At 72.4% G+C, this 23,492-nt stretch carries 18 protein-coding genes; 9 read left to right on the top strand and 9 right to left on the bottom strand.

Features of this window, described 5'->3' with window-relative positions; all coding sequences use genetic code 11:
- Nucleotide 1 precedes the first annotated feature (1 nt).
- Nucleotides 2-1,804: a malto-oligosyltrehalose trehalohydrolase gene (gene treZ / locus ACT17Q_RS07505; RefSeq protein WP_444665261.1), complete on the top strand. Its 1,803-nt coding sequence runs from the start codon at nt 2-4 to the stop codon at nt 1,802-1,804.
- Between the two features lie 101 nt (nt 1,805-1,905).
- Here the strand turns inward: treZ and ACT17Q_RS07500 are convergent, their stop codons facing one another.
- From ACT17Q_RS07500 to ACT17Q_RS07485, 4 genes are all read right to left on the bottom strand, one after another.
- Nucleotides 1,906-2,172, bottom strand: a complete 267-nt coding sequence (locus ACT17Q_RS07500) for a hypothetical protein (RefSeq protein ID WP_094180150.1) — start codon at nt 2,170-2,172, stop codon at nt 1,906-1,908.
- A 5-nt stretch (nt 2,173-2,177) separates the two neighbouring features.
- Nucleotides 2,178-2,372, bottom strand: coding sequence for a hypothetical protein (locus ACT17Q_RS07495; protein ID WP_444665259.1), 195 nt, complete (start codon nt 2,370-2,372; stop codon nt 2,178-2,180).
- Between the two features lie 306 nt (nt 2,373-2,678).
- Nucleotides 2,679-4,025 carry an IS30 family transposase gene (locus tag ACT17Q_RS07490; protein WP_444665257.1) on the bottom strand — a complete coding sequence of 449 codons (1,347 nt, stop codon included), beginning with the start codon at nt 4,023-4,025 and terminating at the stop codon, nt 2,679-2,681.
- Between the two features lie 186 nt (nt 4,026-4,211).
- Entirely contained in the window at nt 4,212-4,991 is a 780-nt protein-coding gene (locus tag ACT17Q_RS07485) for a transposase (RefSeq protein WP_444665255.1), read from the bottom strand.
- Nucleotides 4,992-5,030: 39 nt separating this feature from the next.
- Here ACT17Q_RS07485 and ACT17Q_RS07480 point away from each other — a divergent pair, with 39 nt between their 5' ends.
- Entirely contained in the window at nt 5,031-5,264 is a 234-nt protein-coding gene (locus ACT17Q_RS07480; RefSeq protein ID WP_444665253.1) for a hypothetical protein, read from the top strand.
- 11 nt (nt 5,265-5,275) lie between these two features.
- On the opposite strand, the gene ACT17Q_RS07475 is transcribed toward ACT17Q_RS07480, so the two are convergent.
- The 3 genes from ACT17Q_RS07475 to ACT17Q_RS07465 all read right to left on the bottom strand — a co-directional run bounded on the left by ACT17Q_RS07475 (nt 5,276) and on the right by ACT17Q_RS07465 (nt 8,777).
- Complete coding sequence (locus ACT17Q_RS07475) at nt 5,276-5,872, bottom strand: DUF416 family protein (protein WP_444665251.1); 597 nt, start codon at nt 5,870-5,872, stop codon at nt 5,276-5,278.
- Between the two features lie 369 nt (nt 5,873-6,241).
- Complete coding sequence (locus ACT17Q_RS07470) at nt 6,242-7,576, bottom strand: RHS repeat-associated core domain-containing protein (RefSeq protein WP_444665250.1); 1,335 nt, start codon at nt 7,574-7,576, stop codon at nt 6,242-6,244.
- A complete protein-coding gene (locus ACT17Q_RS07465; RefSeq protein WP_444665249.1) occupies nt 7,527-8,777 on the bottom strand; it encodes a hypothetical protein in 1,251 nt (416 codons plus the stop codon). The genes ACT17Q_RS07470 and ACT17Q_RS07465 overlap by 50 nt, the downstream gene beginning before the upstream one ends.
- 403 nt (nt 8,778-9,180) lie before the next feature.
- Here ACT17Q_RS07465 and ACT17Q_RS07460 point away from each other — a divergent pair, with 403 nt between their 5' ends.
- On the top strand, nt 9,181-12,660 hold the full coding sequence (locus ACT17Q_RS07460; RefSeq protein WP_444665248.1) for a proline dehydrogenase family protein: 3,480 nt from the start codon (nt 9,181-9,183) through the stop codon (nt 12,658-12,660).
- Between the two features lie 57 nt (nt 12,661-12,717).
- Here ACT17Q_RS07460 and ACT17Q_RS07455 read toward each other — a convergent pair whose 3' ends face one another.
- Together ACT17Q_RS07455 and zapE are read right to left on the bottom strand one after the other, a co-directional pair.
- Nucleotides 12,718-15,786 (bottom strand): pectate lyase family protein, encoded by a 3,069-nt coding sequence (locus ACT17Q_RS07455; RefSeq protein WP_444665247.1) that lies wholly within the window; start codon nt 15,784-15,786, stop codon nt 12,718-12,720.
- Nucleotides 15,787-15,891: 105 nt separating this feature from the next.
- On the bottom strand, nt 15,892-16,947 hold the full coding sequence (gene zapE, locus ACT17Q_RS07450) for a cell division protein ZapE (protein ID WP_444665246.1): 1,056 nt from the start codon (nt 16,945-16,947) through the stop codon (nt 15,892-15,894).
- Nucleotides 16,948-17,278: 331 nt separating this feature from the next.
- On the opposite strand from zapE, the gene ACT17Q_RS07445 reads away from it, so the two are divergent.
- From ACT17Q_RS07445 to cobA, 6 genes are read left to right on the top strand one after another with little or no spacing between them, the layout of a single operon-like run.
- Nucleotides 17,279-18,940: a nitrite/sulfite reductase gene (locus ACT17Q_RS07445; protein WP_444665245.1), complete on the top strand. Its 1,662-nt coding sequence runs from the start codon at nt 17,279-17,281 to the stop codon at nt 18,938-18,940.
- Nucleotides 18,937-19,134: a hypothetical protein gene (locus tag ACT17Q_RS07440; protein ID WP_444665244.1), complete on the top strand. Its 198-nt coding sequence runs from the start codon at nt 18,937-18,939 to the stop codon at nt 19,132-19,134. Before ACT17Q_RS07445 ends, ACT17Q_RS07440 begins: the two co-directional genes overlap by 4 nt.
- Complete coding sequence (locus ACT17Q_RS07435) at nt 19,131-19,850, top strand: phosphoadenylyl-sulfate reductase (protein WP_444665243.1); 720 nt, start codon at nt 19,131-19,133, stop codon at nt 19,848-19,850. Before ACT17Q_RS07440 ends, ACT17Q_RS07435 begins: the two co-directional genes overlap by 4 nt.
- Nucleotides 19,847-20,797, top strand: a complete 951-nt coding sequence (cysD, locus tag ACT17Q_RS07430; protein WP_444665242.1) for a sulfate adenylyltransferase subunit CysD — start codon at nt 19,847-19,849, stop codon at nt 20,795-20,797. Before ACT17Q_RS07435 ends, cysD begins: the two co-directional genes overlap by 4 nt.
- Entirely contained in the window at nt 20,797-22,305 is a 1,509-nt protein-coding gene (locus ACT17Q_RS07425) for a sulfate adenylyltransferase subunit 1 (RefSeq protein WP_444665241.1), read from the top strand. Before cysD ends, ACT17Q_RS07425 begins: the two co-directional genes overlap by 1 nt.
- Nucleotides 22,305-23,489 (top strand): uroporphyrinogen-III C-methyltransferase, encoded by a 1,185-nt coding sequence (gene cobA, locus ACT17Q_RS07420; RefSeq protein WP_444665240.1) that lies wholly within the window; start codon nt 22,305-22,307, stop codon nt 23,487-23,489. Before ACT17Q_RS07425 ends, cobA begins: the two co-directional genes overlap by 1 nt.
- The last annotated feature ends 3 nt before the right edge of the window (nt 23,490-23,492 follow it).

The following is a 23,492-nucleotide window of genomic DNA, read 5'->3' as shown; positions in this document are numbered from 1 at the left end:
CGTGCGCGCGGCGGTATGGGCGCCCGACGCCGCCCGGGTCGACGTGCTCGTCGGACCTGACGACACGCCGCGCGAGGTCCGGGCGCTCACGCGGTCGCCCGACGGCTGGTGGCACGACGACCGGGAGCTCCCGCACGGCACGGACTACGCGTTCTCGCTCGACGGCGGCCCTGCCCGCCCGGACCCGCGCAGCGCGTGGCAGCCGACAGGCGTGCACGGCCCGAGCCGCGTGTTCGACACCGCCCGGTTCGCCTGGACCGACGACGGGTGGGCCGGTGTCGACGTGCGCGGTCGTGTGCTGTACGAGCTGCACGTCGGGACGTTCACCGACGAGGGCACTCTCGACGCGGCGTGCGAGCACCTCGAGGACCTCGTCTCCCTCGGCATCGACGTCGTGGAGCTCATGCCGGTCGCACCGTTCGACGGGGACCGCGGCTGGGGCTACGACGGCGTGGGTCCCTGGGCGGTGCACGAGGCGTACGGAGGGCCGGCGGCGCTGCAGCGCTTCGTCGACGCGGCGCACGCGCACGGCCTCGCGGTCTGCCTCGACGTCGTGCACAACCACCTCGGCCCCGCCGGCGCGTACGTGGGCGAGTTCGGGCCGTACTGGACGGACGCGCACCACACGCCGTGGGGCTCCGCGATCAACCTCGACCAGCCCGGGTCGGACGAGGTGCGCGCGTGGCTGATCGGCTCCGCCCTGCGCTGGCTGCGCGACTTCCACGTGGACGCGCTGCGCCTCGACGCGGTCCACGAGCTGCGCGACGACTCGGACCGGCACCTGCTGGCCGAGCTGTCCGACGAGGTCGCGACACTGTCCGCCGAGCTCGGCCGCCCCCTGTCGCTCGTCGCCGAGACCGACCTCAACGACGTCGTGGCGATCACGCCGACCAGCGAGGGCGGCTGGGGCATGACCGCGCAGTGGGCGGACGACGTGCACCACGCGATCCACGCGCTCGTCACCGGTGAGCGCCACGGCTACTACGTGGACTTCGGCTCCCCCGCCACGCTGCGGAAGGCACTCACGCGCGTGTTCGTGCACGACGGCGGCCGCTCCACGTTCCGCGGGCGTGACTGGGGCCGGCCCGTCCCCGAGGGCACCGACGGCCACCGGTTCGTGGTCTTCGTGCAGGACCACGACCAGGTCGGCAACCGCGCGATCGGCGACCGCCCGTCGGCGCTGCTCGACGCCGGCCGGCTCGCGTGTGAGGCCGCGCTCCTGCTGCTCTCGCCGTTCACGCCCATGCTGTTCATGGGCGAGGAGTGGGGCACGCGCCGCCCGTTCCCGTTCTTCACGTCGTTTACCGACCCCGACCTGGCGCAGGCGGTGCGCGACGGCCGCCGCGCCGAGTTCGCAGGCCACGGCTGGGCCGCGCTGTACGGACGCGAGGTCGACGTCCCGGACCCGCAGGACCCGGCGACACGCGACGCAGCGGTCCTGGACCGCGACGAGCGCACGCACGGCGACCATGCCCGCCTGCTGGAGTGGTACCGCACGCTCGTCGCGCTACGCCGCTCGTCCGCCGACCTAGCCTCCGGCGACCTGGCCGCGACGGACCTCGCGTGGTCCGGCCCCGACGACAGCGACGGCCCGTGGCGCGGGCTGCTCGACCTGCGCCGCGGCGACGCACGCGTCCTGGTCAACCTCGACGACGACGACCGCGCGGTCACGCTCGAACCCGATGTCCCGCTCGTCGTCGCGGCGGCATGGGAGCCCGTTCGCTACGACGGCCCGGACACGCTCGTCGTCCCCGCCACCTCGGTCACGGTCCTGCTCCCGCGCGACGAGTCGCCGAGTGCGTGACGCCGCGGACCGCCGTCCATTCAGGCCCGACCCATGTCGCTCATGGAGATAGCACGCCGGCGACTTGTGCCGCGGCGCTTGTACTGCGCTTGAGGACAGGGTCAGGATGCTCGGTAGCGTTGCCGGGCGGCTTCGCCGGTGGTGCCGATGGCCTCGCCGAGCTCGCGCCAGGACAGGTGCGCCTCGCGGGCGGCGTGGATGGCCTGGGCGAGCTCCTTCTCCGCCGCCGCGCGGCGGAACGCGGCGAGCTTGACCGCCATCAGCGGTGGCAGCGGCGCGTCGAAGTCACCCGCGGTCGGGTCATAGTCCTCGAAGGCGTCGGCGAGCTGATCGGCGTGGGCGATCAGGTCGGTCAGTGAGGGTCGCATGGGTATCACCTGAGGTACTTGTTCCGGGCCGGGCGCAGCGCGTGGGCGATGGCGAGCTCGCCTCCCCACCAGATCACGACCCCGACCTCGACCAGCTGGGCGCCGGCGACGTCGGGACCGATGAACATGACCATGTCGTCGTCCTGGCGGACATGAGCGAGAGCGAACCGCAACGCGTGCAGCATGTCGTCCTCGCTCACCCCGTGGCGGTAGGCCGAGTCCAAGATGATCGGGTCGGTGGGCGCCTGAGAGTTCGTCGGTCCGCCCGCCACGATCACAAGGTTACTTGTCGCAAGGTTACGTGCCAAGCGAGGGCGGGTCAGGGCCGATCGTCACCTCAGCAAAGGTGTCCATGGAAGCGGGTCAGGCTCCCGTTCTTCTGCAGCAGTGCGTTCCATGACTCCATGGCGGCGTTGTCGCCGGCTGAGGCGACGCGACCCATCGATCCCTGCAGACCGGCGGCGGTCAGGACCGCCCGGAAGCTTCGCGCTCGAAACTGACTGGGTTCAACCGGTCGATGCAACACCTGCCCGTTGGAGCGACCGTAGCTGCTCATCGAGGACCTCGGCCGGTGTTCTCCAGCCGAGGACCTTGCGGGGTCTGCTGTTGATCGCGGCCTGGACGGCCAGGAGGTCCTCGGCCGGCCAGCGGGACAGGTCGGTGCCCTTGGGGAAGTACTGGCGCAGCAGCCCGTTGGTGTTCTCGTTCGTGCCGCGCTGCCAGGGTGAGTGCGGGTCGGCGAAGTAGACGGCGATCCCGGTGTCGATCGTGAACTGCGCGTGGGCGGACAGCTCCTTGCCGCGGTCCCAAGTCAACGACCGCAACAGCTCGGACGGCATCGTGGTCATCGTCGCGGTCAGGGCGTCCTTCATCGCGATGGCGCCGTAGCCGCCAAGCGCGGGCCCGTTCTTGACCGGTGGGACTGTCCCGTAGCCCTCGAGACGTGGCAGGTGGACCAGCAGGGTGTAGCGGCTCGTGCGTTCCACGACGGTGCCGATCGCGGACCGGTTCAGCCCGATCATCAAGTCGCCCTCCCAGTGCCCGGGCACTGCCCGGTCCTCGGCCTCGGCGGGCCGCTCGGCCAGGACGACGTCAGCCGTGACGTGCCCCTGGGGCCTGTTGCGGGCCCGCTCCCGGGGCTTGCGCAGCGCCCGGCCGGTCCGCAGGCAGGTCACCAGCTCGCGCTGCAGCGCCCCGCGTCCCTGGATGTAGAGCGCCTGGTAGATCGCCTCGTGGCTGATGCGCATGTCCTCATCGTCGGGGAAGTCGATGACCAGCCGCCGCGAAATCTGCTCCGGGCTCCAGGCCGTCGCCCACCGCCGGTCGCTGCGGTGCGGCTTGTTCAGGCCCTTCCAGGTCGTCGCCGGCCCTGCCGCCAGCGTCCCGTCCGGTCGGCGCAACTGGCCGCTCAGCCGGACCTGGACGTACTCCTGCAGACGAGCGTTGATGACGAGCTTGGCTGGCTTGGGGCGCCGGGCGGCGGTCTGCGCCTTCCACTGCGCGACCGTCGCCCGGTACTCGGGCTTGCCGCCCCGGGTCGCCGCGTTGCGTCGCAGCTCCCGCGAGATCGTCCCCGGATCACGCCCCAGCTCGCGGGCGATCGCGCGAACACCAAGCCCGCGCGCTTTGAGAAGTGCGAGCTCCTCGCGCTCGTGGAACGACAGGTAGCGGCCGGTCGGCTCGGCCAGCGGCAACGGCGCCATCCCGCCAGCGTGACGAAACCACCGCGACCCGACCGGCCACGACACACCAACCCCGGCCGCGGCCTCCTCGGAACTCTTGCCCGCCGCGATCAACCGCCAGAACTCCCGCTCCACATGCCGAGCGGGAATCGGCCGCCCCGGTGAACGCATCGCCGGTCGCAACGCCCGGTCCGCCTGCTGCTGCCGTCGCACCACCTGACACCTCCGTGATCACGAGGTGTTGCGACGACCGGTTGAGTCCGCCCTGCGAGCCTCGGTCCGAGTGCACCACCACGACACCGGTTGGCCGGCGGCGGGCGACGGCGGTGCGCAGCGCGGTGACGGCGAGCTGGGCGGTCATCCGCTCGTCGATCGCGTAGCCGACGATCCGGTTGTTGAACAGGTCCTTGCGCAGCAGTAGACCTTGCCCTCGTCGGTCGGGTGCTCGGTGATGTCGGTGACCCACACCCGGTCCGGCTCGGTCGCGGTGAAGTTCCGCTGGACGTGGTCGTCGTGGACCGCAGGTCCCGGGGACTTCCCGGTCCCGCGGCGGCCCTTGCGGACCGTGGTCGACCACAGCTTCTGCTGGGAGCACAGCCGCCAGACGCGACGCTCGCCGACGTCGTGACCGGCGCGTTCGAGTTCGTCGGCCAGGAACCGGTAGCCGAACTCCGGGTCGTCGCCGTGGGCGTCGATCAGCGCGTTGGTCAGGTAGGCGTCCTGCAGCTCGCGATCGCTGATCGGATCGGCGAGCCAGGCGTAGTACGCCTGCCTGGAGTGGCCGAGCACCCCGCAGGTCAACCGCACCGGGATGCCCTCGGCGGCCAGGTCACGGACCAGGGGGTAACTCATTTTGGGAGCGAGCCGGCGGCGAAGTGCGCCGCCGCGCGGCGCAGGATCTCGTTCTCCATCTCCAGCCCGCCCGCGCTTCTCTCGACGCAACTGCACGAGCTCGTTCTGCTCACTGGTCGTCTTGCCGTCCACGACGCCGTCGTCGATGTCGGCCTGGCGCACCCAGCGCCGCACCGACTCGATCGAGATGTCGAAGTCGGCGGCGACCTCGGCATGCGTCAGATCACCACGGCGGGCGACCCGCACGACGTCACGCTTGAACTCGGGAGGGAACTTCTTGGGCACAGCAACATCCTTCCAGCGGGACCTCGTCCCACAGATGGAGTGTCAACCAGCCCCGCAGCAGACCCCATCGCCGAGACCTTCGACGTCACCGTGGACTACCTCGTCCTCCCCGACGCGCCCCGCCGGCCCCTGCACGCCCCCACCAACGCCCTGGCCGACCAGCTCGCCGCCTTCGCCACCCTGCCCCCCGACGACCAAGCCGCACTACTCAAAGTCCTCGACGCCCTCGTCACCAAGACCAAGCTCCGCGCCCTGACCACCGACGCCAGCTGACACACGCCTACTCACGGGAGCGCCCTGGCCCACTGCTGGCCATCCGCTTCCGCCTCCGCCCGGAGCTCTTGCCAGGTCAGCGGAGCGGCCTCGACGAGGCTGAGAGAACGGGCGATCGCGGTAAGCGCACGCTGAACGGCGGCCGACTCCAGGACCCGCCTCTCGGCGCCAGGACTGTTCAGGTCCAGTTCAGAGTCACCCTGCAGGACCGCATAGTCGGCGATCTCGTAGACCTGGCGCGCCGCCCACGCCGCCTCCTGAGGAGCATCCGTCAGCCACGTGCGAATGGCATACGCGACGGCAGCGGCGGCGTTCTGGCCATATCCGGTCTCCAAGACCCAGCCATCCGAATCCGAAGGGACCATGCCCTCGGCCTCGGCCTGATACGCACCGGCGTCGATATCCACGCCCGAGGCTGCGCCCCAGGCTGCATCGGCGAGCCCCCTCAGCCTGGGACCCAACTCCGGCGCCCCGACCGACCTGGCATAACGCTCGAAGAGGGGAACCAGACGCTCTGCGCATGACGCGGCGAACGCCGTCTTCGAGCGACGGTCCAGGGCAGCCAGCCGCGCGAGGATCTCCTGCTCGTCATACTCACGCACACTCATCTTCCAAACCACCAGGCTGTTGTCGGACTTGTGATGGTCGCCCCGGACTCCTCGAGGAAGGTCTGGCAAGCCGGACAGATTGGACGAGACACACCGATTCCCTGGGGAGTCAGGCCAACGCTTTGGGCGCCGCGAACCGCAGTGACTTCCGCATGAGCACCCGGAGACCGCGCCACGAGCTCGTCCGACTGCGCCAATGCCCGCTGCGCCGGACTCAGATCGCGGCCACCTCCCGCCAAGACCGTCTGGCCCTGCCGGGTGCCAAGAGCAGCGGTCGTCCGAGAGTTCTGCGCGATCGGATCCAGAGCGCCATGGACCGCATTCGCTCTGGCCTCAAGCCCTGCGGTGTTTGCGGCAGTCGCGGGCAACTCAGGTGTTGTTGCCTCGGGGACCGTAGCACGGCGGCCTCCGCCGCCGTTGACCGTGGTGGTGGGGCGCGTCCCCTTGCCGGTCATGGCGCCGATTCCGCCCTTGGCGGGGAGGTACAAGGTGGCGGCGGTGATCGCCGTGGTCTGGACTGCGCTGGTTTGCGTGGAACGCCGCGGCTTCGACGTTCCCCGCCTGCACCGCGTCCACGGTCGCATAGGTGTTCGCGACCGCCCCGTACATCGGGTTGAACGTCAACGTCGCAGACGTGTACCAGCCCCACGCGCCGCCACCGTTCTCCTTCGCGATGGCCGGCATCGCGGTGATGGACTGGACGACGGACACCGGGTTGAGCGACCGCGTGACGGAGGTGACGGTGTTGTACGTGCCCTTGCCGAACCCGCTGAGAACATCCCCGATCGACCCCCAGCTGAACAGGCCGGTGGGGTCGGACCAGGTGGTCGGGTTGTTGTTGGCGTAGACGTAGGCGCTCCACTGCTGAGGGTTGGTCAGGTCGAGTACCGGGTCGACGGAGATGAACCGTCCGGTGGTCTCGTCGTAGTAGCGGGCACCGACCTGCGTCAGACCGGTACTCACGTCTCGGGTCTTGTCGAGGAACTGCCGCTCACCGGGGACGTCGACGCCCGCGCCGCGGGCCGCGCCGAACGGGTCGGTGTACTGCTTGACGACACCGGCCGCGGTCCATGTGGTGTTCGCGATCGCCATCAGGGCCGTGCCGTGCAGGTCGGCGACCAAGGACGTGACCGCCCCCAGACCCTTGCCGGTGCGCACCGCCACGGTCTGCCCGTCGAACGAGTAGTACCGCACCGCGGAGACGACCTCGCCGTCCTCGATACGGATCTCCTGCCCACCAGGCAGGTACACCGTCGTGCCAGAGGAGTCCGTGCGGGTCAGACGCTCACCGTTCGCGTCGTAGAGCATCGAGGTCCTCGACCCCGCAGCGCCCACCGCCGTGAGCTCACCCTCACCGTCCCACACCAGCGACCCCGAACCCGGCCGGGAGGTCTGCCGCCCGGCCGCGTCGTACTCGTAGCCCGCGGTCGTGGGCGCCGCTCCGTTCGTGGCGGTGCTGGTCCCGGTGAGCGCGTGAGGGCCGGCCTGCCCCTGCCCGTAGGAGTACGTGCTGGCCGTCGTCGTCCCGCCGGTCCACGAACCCCACGACCCCGCCCGCCGGGCGGTCAGGGCGCGACGGTTACCCAGATCGTCGTAGCCGTAGGTGTCCCAGTACGGGGCCGCCCCGGCGACCTCGAGCGTCGAGGTCGGCTCACTACCACACGCGCTCGCCTTGCTCGTCCACGCCGCGGTCAGGCGACGCAACCTCGTCGTGGGTGAAGCACTGACGATCCGGCTTCTGGCCGAGCAGGAGGTTCCCGGGTGCGTCAGTGGCGGACGTGAGGTTGCCCGCCTGGTCGTAGGTGTAGGCGACGTTCAGGTCGGTCCCGCTGATCTGCTCGCGCTTGACCGCGATCCCCGTCAAGCGCTGGGTGACCTCGTCATACGTGTACGAGGCGACAGCGCCGTAGGTGTTGCCCAGGTCGAGCGCCGTCACCTTGCCGTAGTCGTCGCGACGCGACTCGGCGACATACGTGCCCCACCCGAACCCGCCGGCCATCCACTGCGGCCGAGACGCGGTGTCGTAGTACGTCGTGACGGTCTCGGCACCAAGGACCTTGGTTCCACCGCCGCTGGCTCCCCCCTGCGTGATCTGCGGCAGCTTGACGGTCTGCACCTGCCCGTCGGAGGTGTACCCGTACTCGGTGACGAACTCCCGTTTCGTCAACCCGGCGAGGTCACCGGACGCGGGCAGTGAGACCTTCGTGCGCACCGCCTGGTAGGCGAGGTCGTACTCGAGGACCTGCGAGACGTACTCACCACCCGACGTGTGGCGCGTGCTCGTCGCCAGCCGGCCCAGGACCCTGTTGCCGTCCGCGTCCTTGGCGGTGTCGTACGTGAACGACGTGCGCAGGCCCGAGGCGTCACTGACCGTGAGCTTGCGCCCGAGGTTGTCGTACGTGTAGCTCAGGGTCTGCCCGGCGCCGTTGGTGACGGCCGTGATCCGCCCGAGCGTGTCGTAGGTCGTCGTAGTCCGGCCGGCATCGGGGTCGTTCGCTGCGACCTGCTGCCCCGCGAAGTCGTACTCGTAGGTCCACGTGTTCTTCGCGATGCCGCGAGCGAGGTCCCCGCTGTCCGTGAAGGAGATGAGGTTGCCCGACCGGTCGTACTTGTACGTCGCGGCGACGACCTGGCTGTCCAGCACCGTGCGTGCGTTGAAGCCTGCCGGGGCCGGCCGGGTGCGGTGCTGGGCGAGCGTGGTGGTTCGACCCTGCGCGTCGAGCACGGTCGTGACCGCGGTTCCGCCCTGGGGAGGGATGACCGTCGTGTGGGAGCCGTCGTAGACGGTGACGGTGCGGAACTTCTCGTAGTCGGGGTTCGAGGAGTTGGTGCGCCACGTGATCTCGTCTGTCACGCGCCCGGCCGCGTCGTACCCGTCGACCGCCGCGTACGCCGCAGCCGCCACGAGAACACCCGCGACCCCAGCGCCCACAACTCGGCGCCCGCGCTTCCAACCACGCACGCGTAACCCCCGGTCCACCGACCTCAGCAAGGTGCGTGAACCACCGGGCCGGGTACTGCACATCAAGTCAGGAGGAGTGTGGCGGCCGAGGGTTCCCGGTCGAGTCAGCAGCCGTGCAATTCACTCGAATACCCAACCGAGGCATCGACGCGCAGGCGGTCGACCCGGCTTGTCCCGGGACCTTCGTCGTACAGCTGAGTTCGCGACCGACTGCGCAGGGTGCAGTCCACGCTCGAACCCGAAGCCGTGCGGGGGTCGACCTGGCGGGCGCGGGCAGCAGGCCGCATCCTCGGTGCAGGACCACCACCCCGGGTCCACCGAAGACGCACCCCCACGAAGGAACGCCATGACGATCTCGTCCCACGTCGCCCCCGACGGCCCCCCGCACCGGCCGGACGCGCGCCTCGAGCGCGACGAGCTCGCGCGTGAGGCGGTTGCGCTCGTGCAACGGTGGCTGCAGGAGTCCGCGGGTCACCGGCCGGACGCGTCGGCCGCGCAGCTCGCGGCGGCGTTGCACGACCCCGACGGGCTGGCGTTCGTCGTCGGGTTCGTCGACGGGGTGATCCGTCCGCAGGACACGCGCGTCGCGGCGGCGGCGCTGCACGACCTGGCGGGGCGCGCCCCGCGGTTCCTGGCACCGCCGCTGCGGGCGCTGCTGCGCGCCGGTGGTGCGCTCGCGCCGGCGCTGCCCGACGTCGTGGTGCCCGTGGCGCGTCGCGTGCTGCGTCACCTCGTGGGTCACCTCGTCGTGGACGCGAGCGACCGCGGGCTGACGCGGGCGATCGCTCGGCTACGGACGCAGGGCGTGCGGCTCAACATCAACCTGCTGGGCGAGGCGGTGCTCGGCGAGCGAGAGGCGCGGCGCCGGCTCGACGGCACGATGGCGCTCCTGGCGCGGCCCGACGTGGACTACGTGTCGGTCAAGGTGTCGTCGGTGGTCGCGCCGCACGCGCCGTGGGCGTTCGACGAGACCGTCGCGCACGTCGTCGAGCAGCTGCGCCCGCTGTACCGGCTGGCTGCGGCCTCGTCGCCGACGACGTTCGTCAACCTCGACATGGAGGAGTACCGCGACCTGGACCTGACGCTCGCGGTGTTCCAGCGGCTGCTCGACGAGCCCGAGCTGCTCCACCTCGAGGCGGGTGTCGTGCTGCAGGCGTACCTGCCGGACGCGCTGCCGGCGATGCAGCGCCTGCAGGACTGGGCCGCGGCTCGTCGTGCGCGGGGTGGCGCGCCCGTCAAGGTCCGGCTCGTCAAGGGCGCCAACCTGCCGATGGAGCGCGTCGAGGCCGAGCTGCACGGGTGGCCGCTCGCCACGTGGCACTCCAAGCGCGAGTCGGACACGCACTACAAGCGTGTGCTCGAGTGGGCGCTGACGCCCGAGCGCGTGGGCAACGTCCGGCTGGGCGTGGCGGGGCACAACCTGTTCGACGTCGCGTACGCGTGGCTGCTCGCGGGCCGGCGCGGGGTCCGGGACGCGGTCGAGGTGGAGATGCTGCTCGGGATGGCGCCGGGCCAGGCCGAGGTGGTGCGGCGCGAGGTGGGTGGACTGCTGCTGTACACGCCCGTGGTCGCACCGGCCGAGTTCGACGTCGCGATCGCGTACCTCATCCGCCGGCTGGAGGAGGGCGCGTCGAGCGAGAACTTCCTGTCCGCGGTGTTCGACCTGGACTCCGACGAGGGTCTGTTCGCACGCGAGCGGGACCGCTTCCTCGCGTCCGTCGCGGCGCTCGACGACGACGCGCCCGCTCGGCACCGCGTGCCGGACCGGTACGCCGCGGTCCCCCGCCCCGCACTCGGCGGGTTCGCGAACACGCCCGACACCGATCCGGCCGTCGTCGAGAACCGGTCCCGCGCGCGGGCCCTGCTGGCGCGCGTCCCCGGCTCGACGCTGGGCACCGACGCCGCGGCGGGTGCGTGGCTGCGCTCGCCGGACGAGGTCGACGCCGTGGTCGGCGCCGCGCGCGAGGGCGGCGCGCAGTGGGCCGCGCTGACGTCCGACGAGCGTGCGGCCGTGCTGCACCGCGCCGGCGACGTGCTCGACGAGCACCGCGACGCGCTGCTCGAGGTCATGGCCGCAGAGACGGGCAAGACGCTCGAGCAGGGCGACCCCGAGGTGTCCGAGGCGGTCGACTTCGCGCACTACTACGCCGAGCTCGCGCGCGACCTCGACCGCGTGGACGGCGCGACCGCCGTCCCGGCCGGCCTCACGCTCGTCACGCCGCCGTGGAACTTCCCCGTCGCCATCCCGGCCGGGTCGACGCTCGCCGCGCTCGCGACCGGGTCCGCCGTGGTGCTCAAGCCCGCGGGCCAGTCGCAGCGGTGCGGCGCGGTGCTCGCCGAGCTGCTGTGGGAGGCGGGGGTCCCCCGCGACGTCCTGCACCTCGTGCAGGTCGACGAGGGCGCGCTCGGACGCACGCTCGTCGCGCACCCCGGTGTCGACCAGGTGATCCTCACCGGCGCGTACGACACCGCGGCGCTGTTCCGCTCGTTCCGCCCCGACCTGCGCCTGCTCGCCGAGACGAGCGGCAAGAACGCGATCGTCGTGACGCCCAGCGCCGACCTGGACCTCGCCGTCAAGGACGTCGTCGCGTCCGCGTTCGGGCACGCGGGTCAGAAGTGCTCGGCGGCCTCGCTCGTCGTGCTCGTCGGGTCGGTCGGGCGCTCACGCCGGTTCCGGGACCAGCTCCTCGACGCGGCGTCGTCGCTCGTCGTCGGCGAGGCGCACGACCCGCGCACGCAGATGGGGCCGCTCGTCGAGCCCGCCGCGGGCAAGCTGCTCGGCGGCCTCACCGAGCTCGACCCCGGCGAGTCGTGGGCGCTCACGCCGCGCCGCCTCGACGTCGCCGGGCGGCTGTGGACCCCGGGCGTGCGGGTCGGCGTGCAGCCCGGCTCCCGGTCGCACCGCACCGAGTACTTCGGGCCCGTGCTGTCGGTCATGACCGTCGCGGACCTCGACGAGGCGATCGCCGTCGTCAACGACGTGGACTACGGCCTGACGAGCGGTCTGCACTCGCTCGACCCCGACGAGATCGCGACGTGGCTCGCGCGCGTGCAGGCCGGGAACCTGTACGTGAACCGCGGCATCACCGGTGCGATCGTGCGCCGCCAGCCGTTCGGCGGGTGGAAGCGCTCAGCCGTGGGTCCGGGCGCCAAAGCCGGCGGACCCGGCTACCTGGACACGCTCGTCTCCTGGCGGCCCACGCAGGCGGTCGAGGGCGCCCCGGTGTCCGACGAGCACGTGCGCGCGATCGTCGCGGCCGCGCACGCCGACCTCCCGCCCGACGAGGCCGACGCCGTCGAGCGCGGGGCCCGCAGCGACGCCCACGCGCTCGCGACCCGTTTCTCGCCGCGCGACGTCACGGGGCTCACGTGCGAGAGCAACGTCCTGCGCTACCGGCCCGTGCCCGAGCCGGTGCTCGTGCGCCTCGCCGCCGCCGGCTCGGTCGCGGACCTCGCGCGCGTCGTCGCGGCGGCCGCGGCGGCCGGGACCGACGTCGTCGTCTCGACCGCCCTCCCGCTGCCCGACGCCCTGGCGGTCGCGCTGACGGACGCCGCGAGCGCGCTGGTCACCGAGGACGACGCGGCGTGGTCGGCACGCGTCGCGGACCTGGCCGGAGGGCGCGTCCGGCTCCTCGGGGCGGCTGCGGGCACGCTGGCCGAGGCGACGCGCGGTCGTCCGGACGTCGCGGTCTGGGACCACCCGGCCACCGAGTCCGGGCGCGTCGAGCTCGCCCCGTTCCTGCGCGAGCAGTCCGTGACGACCACCACCCACCGGTTCGGCACGCCCGTGCCGTCGCTCGTCGCGATCGCGTGCACCGACGGCTGAGGACACCACGGCGGGGGCCCGGGGACGTCGCCCCGGACCCCCGCCGTGCTCGCACGGTCAGCCGGTCGTGCAGCCGACCGTCGTCGGCACGGACGGTGCGGCGCCCGAGCCGACCCAGCCGTAGGAGGCGGTGCCGCCCGGCGGCAGCGCCCCGTTCCACGGCGTGCTCGAGACGGTCAACGCCGTCCCGGACTGCGTGAACGTGCCGTTCCAGCCCTGCACCGCGGTCGGGTCGGACAGCGTGTGCGTGGTCCGCCACGATGCGATGGCGCCGTCGCGGGCCGTGACCGTCACGGTCGCCTGGTAGCCCCCGGCCCACGCGTTGACCTGCGTCACCGCCGCCGTGCAGGAGCCGTCCGAGGGCGGCGCCGGCGACGACGAGGTCGGGCCCGGGTCGGGCGACGTCGTCGGGCCCGGGTCCGGGCTCGTGCCGCCGAACGTCACCCGCAGAGCGCCGTCCGCGCCGAACGACCACGCCAGGGCGCCGTCGTACGCGGAGCACGCGGAGGCGTTCGAGCCGGACCAGAACGCGTTGTCGCCGCGGTCCGTCCCGACGACCCGGTCCTTCGAGCCGGAGTCGCACGAGACGTTGCCGCTGAACACCGACGAGCCGCCGTCGAAGTTGAAGTTGCGCTGCGCGTTCCCCACGGCCACGTTGCTCGTGATCGTCAGGGAGCCCGGGTTGCTGTTGAACGTGAACCCGTGCTTGCCGTTGTGGACCGCGTAGCTGTTGCGCACCACGTGGTCGACCTTGATGTCCTCACCGCCGAGCTTGAAGCCGTTGCGGTCGCCCGCACCGGCCTGGCTGCCGTCGGACAGCGTGCCGTTCTCGTACGCGAGCGAGCGCTCGATCGTCACCGGGCCGATCGCACCGGTGTCGGACTTCGTGTACAGGTCCCAGCCGTCGTCGATGTTGTGGTGCGACACGGTGTCCCGGAACACGTTGCCCGACCCGACCGTGAGCTTGGCCGCGAAGCCGTCGGCGTCCTCGCCGTCGGAGTCCACGTTGTCGTGCGACTCGCTGCTCACGACGAGGTTGTTCGCCGGCCAGTCGGAACGCGGCGTGTCGGACGCCGCCCGGGAGATCTGCAGGCCCGTGTCGCGGTTGTGCCGCGTGACGACCCGCTCGACGACGTTGTTGCTGCCGCCGATCGAGATGCCGTTGTCGCCCGCGCGCTGCACGACGATCCCGTACAGGTGCCAGTAGTCGGCGTTGAGCGACAGGCCGCGGTTGGTGGACAGCTCACTCTGCGCGGAGAAGTCCAGCACGGGCGTCTCCCCCGGGTACGCCGACAGGAGCGTGCGGTCACCCGACTTCCCGTCCGCCGTGATGAGCACGGTCTCCGACAGGCGGTAGGTGCCGCCCCGCAGGAAGATCTCGCCGCCGGGGGCGACCCTGCTCACGGCCGAGGCGAGGGTCGTCGGGGCGGACTCGGTCCCCGCGGCGCCCGCGCTGCCGTTCGGCGACACGTAGAGCGTGCCGGCGCTCGGCTGCGGCCCACCCGGGGGCTCCGGGTCGGACGTCGGGTCGCTGGTGGGCTCCGGGTCGGGCGTCGTGACGGTGCCCGCGTACGTCTCGAGCTCGGCGATCTGCGGCACGCCGTTCGAGCCGGTGACCTGCAGGCTGACCTTCTTCAGGCTCGTCGTCGGGAACGTGACCACACCCGCGCCGCTGCCGGACGTCAGCACGCCGCCGGTGTCCGCGTTCACGAGGTTCCACGACCCCAGCCGCCCGGTCGCGCCCGACGCCTCCACGACGACGACCGACGAGATCGTCGTCGCCGACGACCACTTGACCGAGACCGTGCCGGTCGAGCCGCCCGGCGACCAGTACGTCGACCGGTTGCCGTCGACGACGTTGCCGTAGCTCGTGCCGCTGGCCTTGCTCGAGCCGTCAGCGCCGGCGCCGATGCTGAGGTTCTGACCACCGGGGGTCGGGTTCGACGTCGGGTTCGAGGTCGGGTCACCGGTCGGCTCCGACGTCGGGCCGCCGGTGGGGTCGGTCGTCGGGTCCGGGGTCTGCGGCGAGCAGCTTCCGTCGGAGACCTTCAGCCCCTTGTTCGCGCCCGCGGTCGCGGCGACGAGGGCGGGCACGCACGTCGCGGCGTCGAGCGTGTACGCGTACGGGATGGACACGCTCGTCGTCGAGCGCACGTCGGGTCCCGCGGGGTTGTTGTCCGTGCCGCGCGACGACCACGTCACGTTGTCGAAGATGTTCCCCGCGACCTGCCACGTGCCGGCCTCGTCGGTGTAGAACGTGCCGAGCGGGTCGTTGGAGTCCTCGAAGTAGTTGTTCTCGACCTTCGCCTGCGCGCCCGCACGGGAGTTGATCCCGGACTTGCCGAGCCCGACGTAGTGGTTGTCGTACATGTGCGCCACGCCGCCGCGCAGCAGCGGCGTGCGGGACTCGATGTTCGAGTACAGGTTGTGGTGGAACGTGATGAACGAGTTCGCCCGGTCGCTCTCGCTCGACCCGATGAGCCCGCCGCGACCCGAGTTGCGCAGGATGCTGTACGACAGCGTCACGTACTTGACGTCGTCCTTCATGTCGAACAGGCCGTCGTAGCCCTCGTCCTCACCGCCGGACGCCTCGAGCGTCACGTGGTCGACCCACACGTTGCGGACGGTCGACTCCATCCCGATCGCGTCCCCGCCGTTGGAGGTGGGCGACCCGGACTTCTTGACGTTCTTGACGGTCACGTCGCGGATCACGATGTTGCTGGAGTCGCGGATGTGGATGCCGATCTGGTCGAACGTCGCGCCGCCGACGCCGACGATCGTGACGTTGCTGATGCCCTTGAGCTCGATCACGCCGGAAGCGGTGTTGCAGCTCGAGCCGGAGACCTTGGCCGTGTTGCCCACCGTGATCGTGCCCGACACCTGGATGGTGATCGGCGTGCTGGAGCTCGCGCGGCTGCACAGTGCCGCGTGGATGGCGGTGCCCGTGCTGGCGGTGACGGTCTGTCCGCCCGCGCCACCCGTGGTCCCTCCGTTCAGGCTCGCGAAGCCTGTCGCCTGTCCGGTCGCCGCCTGGGCGCCGGTCGACACTGCTGCGAGCCCGAGCGTCGCGGTCAGGGCCACGGTGGCCCCGAGCCCGACGAGTCGCGCTGCGACTGGTCGTCTCATCACATGCCTCACCTTCGATAGTCGGGCCACCACCGTAGGATTGCGCTTTCCCGACGAACAAGGGGCGCGGACGCGGCAACGCGCGGCAAAACGATTCGGCGTCGGTCAGGCGGTGGCGCGAGCGCCGGCGGCGGCCAACGCGCCGAGCCGGGACAGCGCGCGGTAGTACTTCTTGCGGTACCCGCCGCGCAGCATCTCGTCGCTGAACAGGCCCTGCGTCCCGCCGCCGCCGAGCAGCACGGGCACGTCGCGGTCGTACAGCCGGTCCACCAGCACGACCAGCCGCAGCGCCACCTCCTGGCGCGTCACCGGCCCCACGCCCGTCAACCCGACGACCTCCGTGCCGTCCAGGAGCGCGCCGTACTTGGAGGGGTGCACGGTCGCGAGGTGCGCGAGCAGCGCCGAGAAGTCGTCGAGCGTCGCGCCAGGACGACCCGTCACGGCCTCGCGCACCGCGTCGTCGGCCAGCGCGTCGCCGTGCTCGACCGACCGGTGGCGGTAGTCCTCGCCGTCGATGCGCAGCACGTCGAACCGCGCGGCGAGCGCCTGGATCTCGCGCAGGAAGTCCTCGGCGGCGAACCGGCCCTCCCCGAGGGACTCGGGCAGCGTGTTCGACGTCGCCGCGAGCGCGACGCCGTGGTCCGCGAGCTCGCGCAGCAGGCGCGACATGAGGACGGTGTCGCCGGGGTCGTCGAGCTCGAACTCGTCGATGCACACCAGGCGGTAGGCGGACAGCGCTGCGACGGTCTGCCGGAAGCCGAGCGCTCCGACGAGGTTGGTGTACTCGACGAACGTGCCGAACGCGGCCCGCCCGCCCGCGGCGGTCACGGCGTGCGCGAGCGCCGCGAGCAGGTGCGTCTTGCCGACTCCGAACCCGCCGTCGAGGTAGACCGCCTCGGGCTGCGTGCGCCGGCGGCGCCACCACGACGAGCCGGTCGACCCGACGACCTGCTCGGTCGCGCGGCGCAGGCGCTCGACCGCCGCGGCCTGGCTCGGGTGCGCGGGGTCCGGCACGTAGGACTCGAACGACGCGCCGGCGAAGTGCGGGGGCGGGACGAGCTCGGCGACGAGCCGGTCGGGCGCGACCGCCGGCACGGTCGCGGCGAGCGACCGCACGGCCGCGGCACGGCCGTGCGTCGGGTCCGGCTGGAGGTCCGTCACGGTCGTCCAGGGTACGTCCACCTCGTGACCCATCGGGCGTCCGCATCGTGTCATGTGCGTCTCATCATCCGGTCTGGGACTCCCCGATCGGGCGACAGCGTGTGAACCTCGACGCGTGATCGAGTCCGGGTTCGTGCGGTGCTGTCGGCCTTGCGCCGCCTCCGCTGCGTGTGCCCGCACGTCCATGTGCATGTGCTGCTGTCTGCGGAGCAACTGACCCCGCCCCCGTCCCCCACCCTGGGCGCGCGGTCTGTGCCCAGAGGGATGAACCCGGCTCCAGGCCGGGTCCTGAGCGCAGCCGAGCCCGTGAACGTCCTGGAGGTAGCGCCTCATGGCGCAGACCCGGATCGCACCACCCGCCGCCAAGCCCGAGGGCCAGTGGGCCTTCGACCCCGAGCGGACACCGCTCAACGGCAACGAGGAGATGAAGCAGGTCGACGACGGCCTGTCCGTGCGGCACCGCATCGAGACGATCTACGCCCACGAGGGCTTCGACTCGATCCCCGGTGACGACCTGCGCGGCCGCATGCGCTGGTGGGGCCTGTACACGCAGCGCCGCCCCGGCATCGACGGCGGCAAGACGGCCACGCTCGAGCCCGAGCAGCTCGAGGACGAGTACTTCATGCTCCGCGTGCGCTGCGACGGCGGCCGGCTGTCGCTCGCCCAGCTGCGCACCGTCGCGGGCGTCTCGCGCGAGTTCGGCCGCGGCACCGCGGACATCACCGACCGCCAGAACATCCAGCTGCACTGGGTCCGCATCGAGGACGTGCCCGAGATCTGGCGCCGCCTCGAGTCGGTCGGCCTCACGACGCAGGAGGCGTGCGGCGACGTCCCGCGCGTCATCATCGGCTCGCCCGTCGCGGGCGTCGCGGCCGACGAGATCATCGACGGCACGCCCGCGATCGAGGAGATCCACCGCCGCTACATCGGCGACCCGGCGTTCTCGAACCTGCCGCGCAAGTGGAAGACCGCGGTCAGCGGCTCGCCGCACCAGGACGTCGCGCACGAGATCAACGACGTCGCGTTCGTCGGCGTGGTCCACCCCGAGCTCGGCCCCGGCTTCGACCTGTGGGTCGGCGGCGCGCTGTCCACCAACCCGATGCTCGGCAAGCGGCTCGGCGCGTTCGTGACGCTCGAGCAGATCCCCGAGGTGTGGGTCGGGGTGACGTCGATCTTCCGCGACTACGGGTACCGCCGGCTGCGCACGCGCGCGCGCCTGAAGTTCCTGCTCGCCGACTGGGGGCCGGAGCTGTTCCGCCAGGTGCTCCAGGAGGAGTACCTCGGGTACGCGCTGCCCGACGGTCCCGAGCCGCCGCCCCCGCCGACGGGCCGACGCGACCACGTGGGCGTGCACCCGCAGAAGGACGGCCGGTTCTACATCGGCGCCGCACCCGCGGTCGGCCGGATCTCGGGCGAGGTGCTCGACGCGGTCGCGGACCTCGTCGAGCTCGCGGGCTCGGACCGCGTGCAGCTCACCACCGAGCAGAAGCTCGTCGTGATCGACGTGCCGGGCGACAAGGTCGACGCGGTGGTCGACGGCCTCGAGGCGCTCGGCCTGCAGGTGCGCAGCGCCTCGACGTTCCGGCGTGGCACGCTCGCGTGCACCGGCATCGAGTTCTGCAAGCTCGCGATCGTCGAGACGAAGGCCAGGGCCACGGCCCTCGTCGGCGAGCTCGAGCGCCGCCTGCCCACGTTCGACCAGCCCCTCACGATCAACGTCAACGGCTGCCCGAACTCCTGCGCGCGGATCCAGACCGCCGACATCGGTCTCAAGGGCGCGCTCGCGCAGGGCGAGGAGGGCTACCAGGTCCACCTCGGCGGCGGGCTCGGCCTCACCAGCGGGCTCGGCAAGACGCTGCGCGGGCTGCGCGTGCCGTCGTCCGAGCTGCCCGACTACATCGAGCGCGTCACGCGCCGGTTCGACGAGCAGCGCCTCGAGGGTGAGCAGTTCGCGCAGTGGGTGCACCGAGCGGCAGAGGAGGACCTGCGATGAGCGGCTCCGGCGAGGGACGCGCGGTCCCGTACTACTGCCCGTTCTGCGCGAGCGAGGACCTGTGGCCCGCGGGCGAGACCCACGGGCAGTGGGAGTGCCGCTCGTGCGCGCGCACCTTCGCGGTGCGGTTCGTGTCCGTCGCCGACCCGGCTGAGCGCACGCCGCGCCCGGCGATCGCGGGAGGTGCCCGATGAGCACGACGACGCCGGCCGCGGCCGACCTGTCCCCCGACGAGCTGCGCGAGCTCGCGACCCGCGCGGGCGTCGAGCTCGAGGGCGCCCACCCCGAGGAGATCCTCGCGTGGGCCGCGCGCACGTTCGGCCGCGACCTCGTCGTCGCGTCGTCCATGGGCGACGAGGTCCTCGTGCACATGGCCGCGCGGGCGGTGCCCGGGATCGAGGTCATCTTCCTCGACACCGGCTACCACTTCGCCGAGACGATCGGCACGCGCGACTACTACGCCGACTTCACCGACATCCGGCTGCGCACGGTCCTGCCGCTGCGCACGGTCGCGGAGCAGGACGCCGAGCACGGCCCGCGCCTGCACGACCGCGACCCGAACCTGTGCTGCGCGCTGCGCAAGGTCGAGCCGCTCGAGCGCGGCCTCGCGCCCTACCGGGCGTGGGTCACCGGCATGCGCCGCGAGGACGCCCCGACCCGCACCGACATCACGGTCGTCGGCTGGGACGCCAAGCGTGGCAAGGTGAAGCTCAACCCTCTCGCCGCCTGGACGCAGGCGCAGGTGGACGAGTACGTCGAGACCCACGGCGTCGTGCTCAACCCCCTGAGGCAGGCGGGCTACACCTCGATCGGGTGCGCCCCCTGCACGCGCGCCGTCGCCCCGGGCGAGGACCCGCGGGCGGGGCGCTGGTCCGGTACCTCCAAGACGGAATGCGGTCTGCACACATGACGACGACCCTCGGCGCCACGTCCCCCACGCCGGTGGCCTCCCCGCTGTCCCCCACCCGCCTGACCCAGCTCGACGCGCTCGAGTCCGAGGCGATCCACGTGATGCGCGAGGTCGCCGGCGAGTTCGAGCGACCCGTGCTGCTGTTCTCGGGCGGCAAGGACTCGATCGTCATGCTGCACCTCGCGCGCAAGGCGTTCTGGCCCGCCGCGGTCCCGTTCGCGCTGCTGCACGTCGACACCGGGCACAACTTCCCCGAGGTGCTCGAGTACCGCGACGCGACGGTCACGCGGCACGGGCTGCGGCTCGTCGTCGCGCATGTGCAGGACGCGATCGACGACGGCCGCGTCAGCGAGCGCCCCGACGGGTCGCGCAACGCGCTGCAGACCGTCCCACTGCTCGACGCGATCACGAGCAACCGGTTCGACGCGGTGTTCGGCGGCGGTCGTCGCGACGAGGAGAAGGCGCGTGCCAAGGAGCGCGTGTTCTCCCTGCGCGACGAGTTCGGCCAGTGGGACCCGCGCCGCCAGCGCCCCGAGCTGTGGGACCTGTACAACGGCCGCCACAAGCCCGGCGAGCACGTGCGCGTGTTCCCGCTGTCCAACTGGACCGAGCTGGACGTGTGGCGCTACATCGAGCGCGAGGGCATCGAGCTGCCCGGGATCTACTACGCGCACGAGCGCGAGGTGTTCGCGCGTGACGGCATGTGGCTCGCACCCGGCGAGTGGGGTGGGCCTCGCGCCGACGAGCGGCTCGAGACGCGCACCGTGCGGTACCGCACCGTGGGTGACATGAGCTGCACCGGAGCGGTCGACTCGTCCGCGACGACCGTCGCAGACGTCATCGCCGAGGTCGCCGCGAGCCGCCTCACCGAGCGTGGCGCCACCCGCGCCGACGACCGCGCGTCCGAGGCCGCCATGGAGGACCGCAAGCGGGAGGGGTACTTCTGATGCCCACCGCCCCCGGCCCCACCCAGACGAACGACGAGACGAGACCCGTGACGACGTCCCCCACCCCCGCCCCCGGCACCGCACCCACCGCGCTGTCCGAGGGCGCCGCCGAGCACGCCTCGCGCGAGCTCCTGCGGCTCGCCACCGCCGGCTCCGTCGACGACGGCAAGTCCACGCTGATCGGGCGCCTGCTGTACGACACGAAGTCGGTGCTCGCCGACCAGCTCTCGGCCGTCGAGCGCGCGACCGCGGCGCGCGGCGCCGCCGCGGGCGAGGTCGACCTCGCCCTGCTCACCGACGGCCTGCGCGCCGAGCGCGAGCAGGGCATCACGATCGACGTCGCGTACCGCTACTTCTCGACGGCCCGACGCGCGTTCGTCCTCGCGGACACCCCGGGCCACGTGCAGTACACGCGCAACATGGTCACGGGCGCCTCGACCGCCCAGCTCGCGATCGTGCTGGTGGACGCCCGCAAGGGCGTGCTCGAGCAGACGCGGCGGCACGCCACGGTCGCCGCGCTGCTCGGCGTCCCGCACGTGCTGCTCGCCGTCAACAAGATGGACCTGGTCGACTTCGACGGCGACACGTTCCGCGCGATCGCCGACGACTTCGCCGCGTACGCGACGGGGCTCGGGCTGAGCGACGTGCTGGCCGTGCCGGTCTCCGCGCTCACGGGCGACAACGTCGTCGATCGCTCGGCGCGCACACCCTGGTACGACGGCCCGACGCTGCTCGAGCACCTCGAGACGGTGCCCGTCACCGACGCGCGTGCCGAGGACGAGCTGCGCCTGCCCGTGCAGGTGGTCATCCGGCCGCGCACCGCGGAGCACCCCGACTACCGCGGGTACGCCGGGCGCATCGCGTCGGGCACCGTGCGCGTGGGCGACGCGCTGACGGTGCTCCCGTCCGGCAAGACGAGCCTCGTCACGGGCATCGACACGTTCGACGGCCCGCTCGACGAGGCGACCGCGGGCCGGTCCGTGACCGTGCGGCTCGCCGACGAGCTCGACATCTCCCGCGGCGACGTGCTCGTCCCCACCGGTGCGTCCGTGACCCTCGGGCAGGACCTCGTGGGCACCGTGTGCTGGCTGTCGGAGCGCCGCTCGGTGCTGGGCGCGCGTCTGCTCGTCCGCGTCGGCACGCGCACCGTGCGCGCGCTCCTGCGCGAGGTCGACGCTCGCCTCGACGTCGACACCCAGACGGTCGAGCTGCTCAGCGGCGTCGACACGCTGCACCAGGTGGACGCCACCGACACGTCGTCGGACGCGACCCCCACGGGGCTCGGGCTCAACGCGATCGGTCGCGTGCGCGTGCGGCTCGCCGAGCCCGTGCTGCTCGACGACTACGCCGAGCACCGCGGGACCGGCGCGTTCCTCCTCGTCGACCCAGCGGACGGCTCGACGCTCGCCGCCGGCATGGTCGGCCCGACGCTGCTCGACCGTCTCGCCCCCGAGGTCGTCGCGGACGAGACGGCCGACGCGGACTGGCTCGCGGGGGCAGGCATCTGATGCACCCGCTCCTGCTGGACCTGGCCGGACGGCGCGTGCTCGTCGTCGGCGGAGGTCCGGTCGCGGCCCGCCGCTGCGCACGCCTCGTCGAGGACGGGGCCGACGTCCTCGTCGTCGCGCCCGCGCTCTGCGAGGACCTGGCGGCGCTCGCCGCGCGCGGCGGCGTGCGCTGGGAGCGGCGCGACTACGCCACCGGCGACCTCGCGGACGCGTGGCTCGTGCACACCGCCACGGGTGTGCGGGCGATCGACGACCAGGTCGCGGCCGACGCCGAGAACGCGCGCGTGTGGTGCGTCCGCGCCGACGACCACGCCGCGTCCTCCGCATGGACGCCCGCGGTGGCACGCTCCGGGGACGTCACCGTCGCCGTCAACGCGGGCGGCGACCCGCGTCGCGCCGCCGCGCTGCGGTCCGCGATCGCGCTGCTCCTGGACACCGGCGGCCTCCCGCTGCGGCACCACCGGGCGCCCGCGACGGGCTCCGTCACGCTCGTCGGCGGTGGGCCGGGTGACCCGGGGCTCATCACGACCAAGGGTCGGCGCGCGCTCGCCGAGGCCGACGTCGTGGTGGTCGACCGCCTCGGGCCGCGCGAGCTGCTCGCGGAGCTGCCCGACGAGGTCGAGGTCGTCGAGGCGGGCAAGGCCCCGCACGCGCACACGCTCACGCAGACCCAGATCAACGCGGTGCTCGTGGACCGCGCGCGCGCCGGGCTGCGCGTCGTGCGTCTCAAGGGCGGCGACCCGTACGTGCTCGGGCGTGGCGGCGAGGAGGTTGCCGCGTGCGTGGCGGCCGGCGTGCCCGTCACGGTCGTGCCGGGCGTGACGAGCGCCGTCGCGGTGCCGGGTGCCGCGGGCATCCCGGTGACCCACCGCGGCCTGTCCCGTCAGGTCACGATCCTGTCCGCGCACGACACCGACCCCGACTGGTCCGCCCTCGCGCAGCTCGGCGGCACGCTCGTGCTGCTCATGGGGGTCGCGCGCATCGGCGCGTACGCCGACGCGCTCGTCGCGCACGGCACCGACCCCGGGACACCGGTCGCCGTCGTCGAGAACGGCACCCTGCCGAGCCAGCGCACGACGGTCGGCACCCTCGCGACCATCGCGGACCTCGCGCGCGAGCGCGCGGTGGCCAACCCCGCGGTCATCGTCGTCGGCGACGTCGCCGCCCTCGCCGACTCGCTGTGACCC

Origin of the sequence: Cellulomonas sp. CW35 (assembly GCF_052378485.1) — a bacterium.
GTDB classification, from domain to species: Bacteria; Actinomycetota; Actinomycetes; order Actinomycetales; family Cellulomonadaceae; genus Cellulomonas; species Cellulomonas uda.
Note: the sequence above shows the minus strand (reverse complement) of the source record. Positions and strands in the feature narration are given on the sequence as shown.

Coding starts and splice junctions, on each gene's coding strand:
- ACT17Q_RS07475 (WP_444665251.1), bottom strand. CDS start 5,872: ATGAGTGTGCGTGAGTATGACGAGCAGGAGATCCTCGCGCGGCTGGCT.
- ACT17Q_RS07500 (WP_094180150.1), bottom strand. CDS start 2,172: ATGCGACCCTCACTGACCGACCTGATCGCCCACGCCGATCAGCTCGCC.
- ACT17Q_RS07425 (WP_444665241.1), top strand. CDS start 20,797: ATGCCCACCGCCCCCGGCCCCACCCAGACGAACGACGAGACGAGACCC.
- ACT17Q_RS07445 (WP_444665245.1), top strand. CDS start 17,279: ATGGCGCAGACCCGGATCGCACCACCCGCCGCCAAGCCCGAGGGCCAG.
- cysD (WP_444665242.1), top strand. CDS start 19,847: ATGACGACGACCCTCGGCGCCACGTCCCCCACGCCGGTGGCCTCCCCG.
- cobA (WP_444665240.1), top strand. CDS start 22,305: ATGCACCCGCTCCTGCTGGACCTGGCCGGACGGCGCGTGCTCGTCGTC.
- ACT17Q_RS07455 (WP_444665247.1), bottom strand. CDS start 15,786: ATGAGACGACCAGTCGCAGCGCGACTCGTCGGGCTCGGGGCCACCGTG.
- ACT17Q_RS07490 (WP_444665257.1), bottom strand. CDS start 4,025: ATGCGTTCACCGGGGCGGCCGATTCCCGCTCGGCATGTGGAGCGGGAG.
- ACT17Q_RS07435 (WP_444665243.1), top strand. CDS start 19,131: ATGAGCACGACGACGCCGGCCGCGGCCGACCTGTCCCCCGACGAGCTG.
- ACT17Q_RS07440 (WP_444665244.1), top strand. CDS start 18,937: ATGAGCGGCTCCGGCGAGGGACGCGCGGTCCCGTACTACTGCCCGTTC.
- ACT17Q_RS07460 (WP_444665248.1), top strand. CDS start 9,181: ATGACGATCTCGTCCCACGTCGCCCCCGACGGCCCCCCGCACCGGCCG.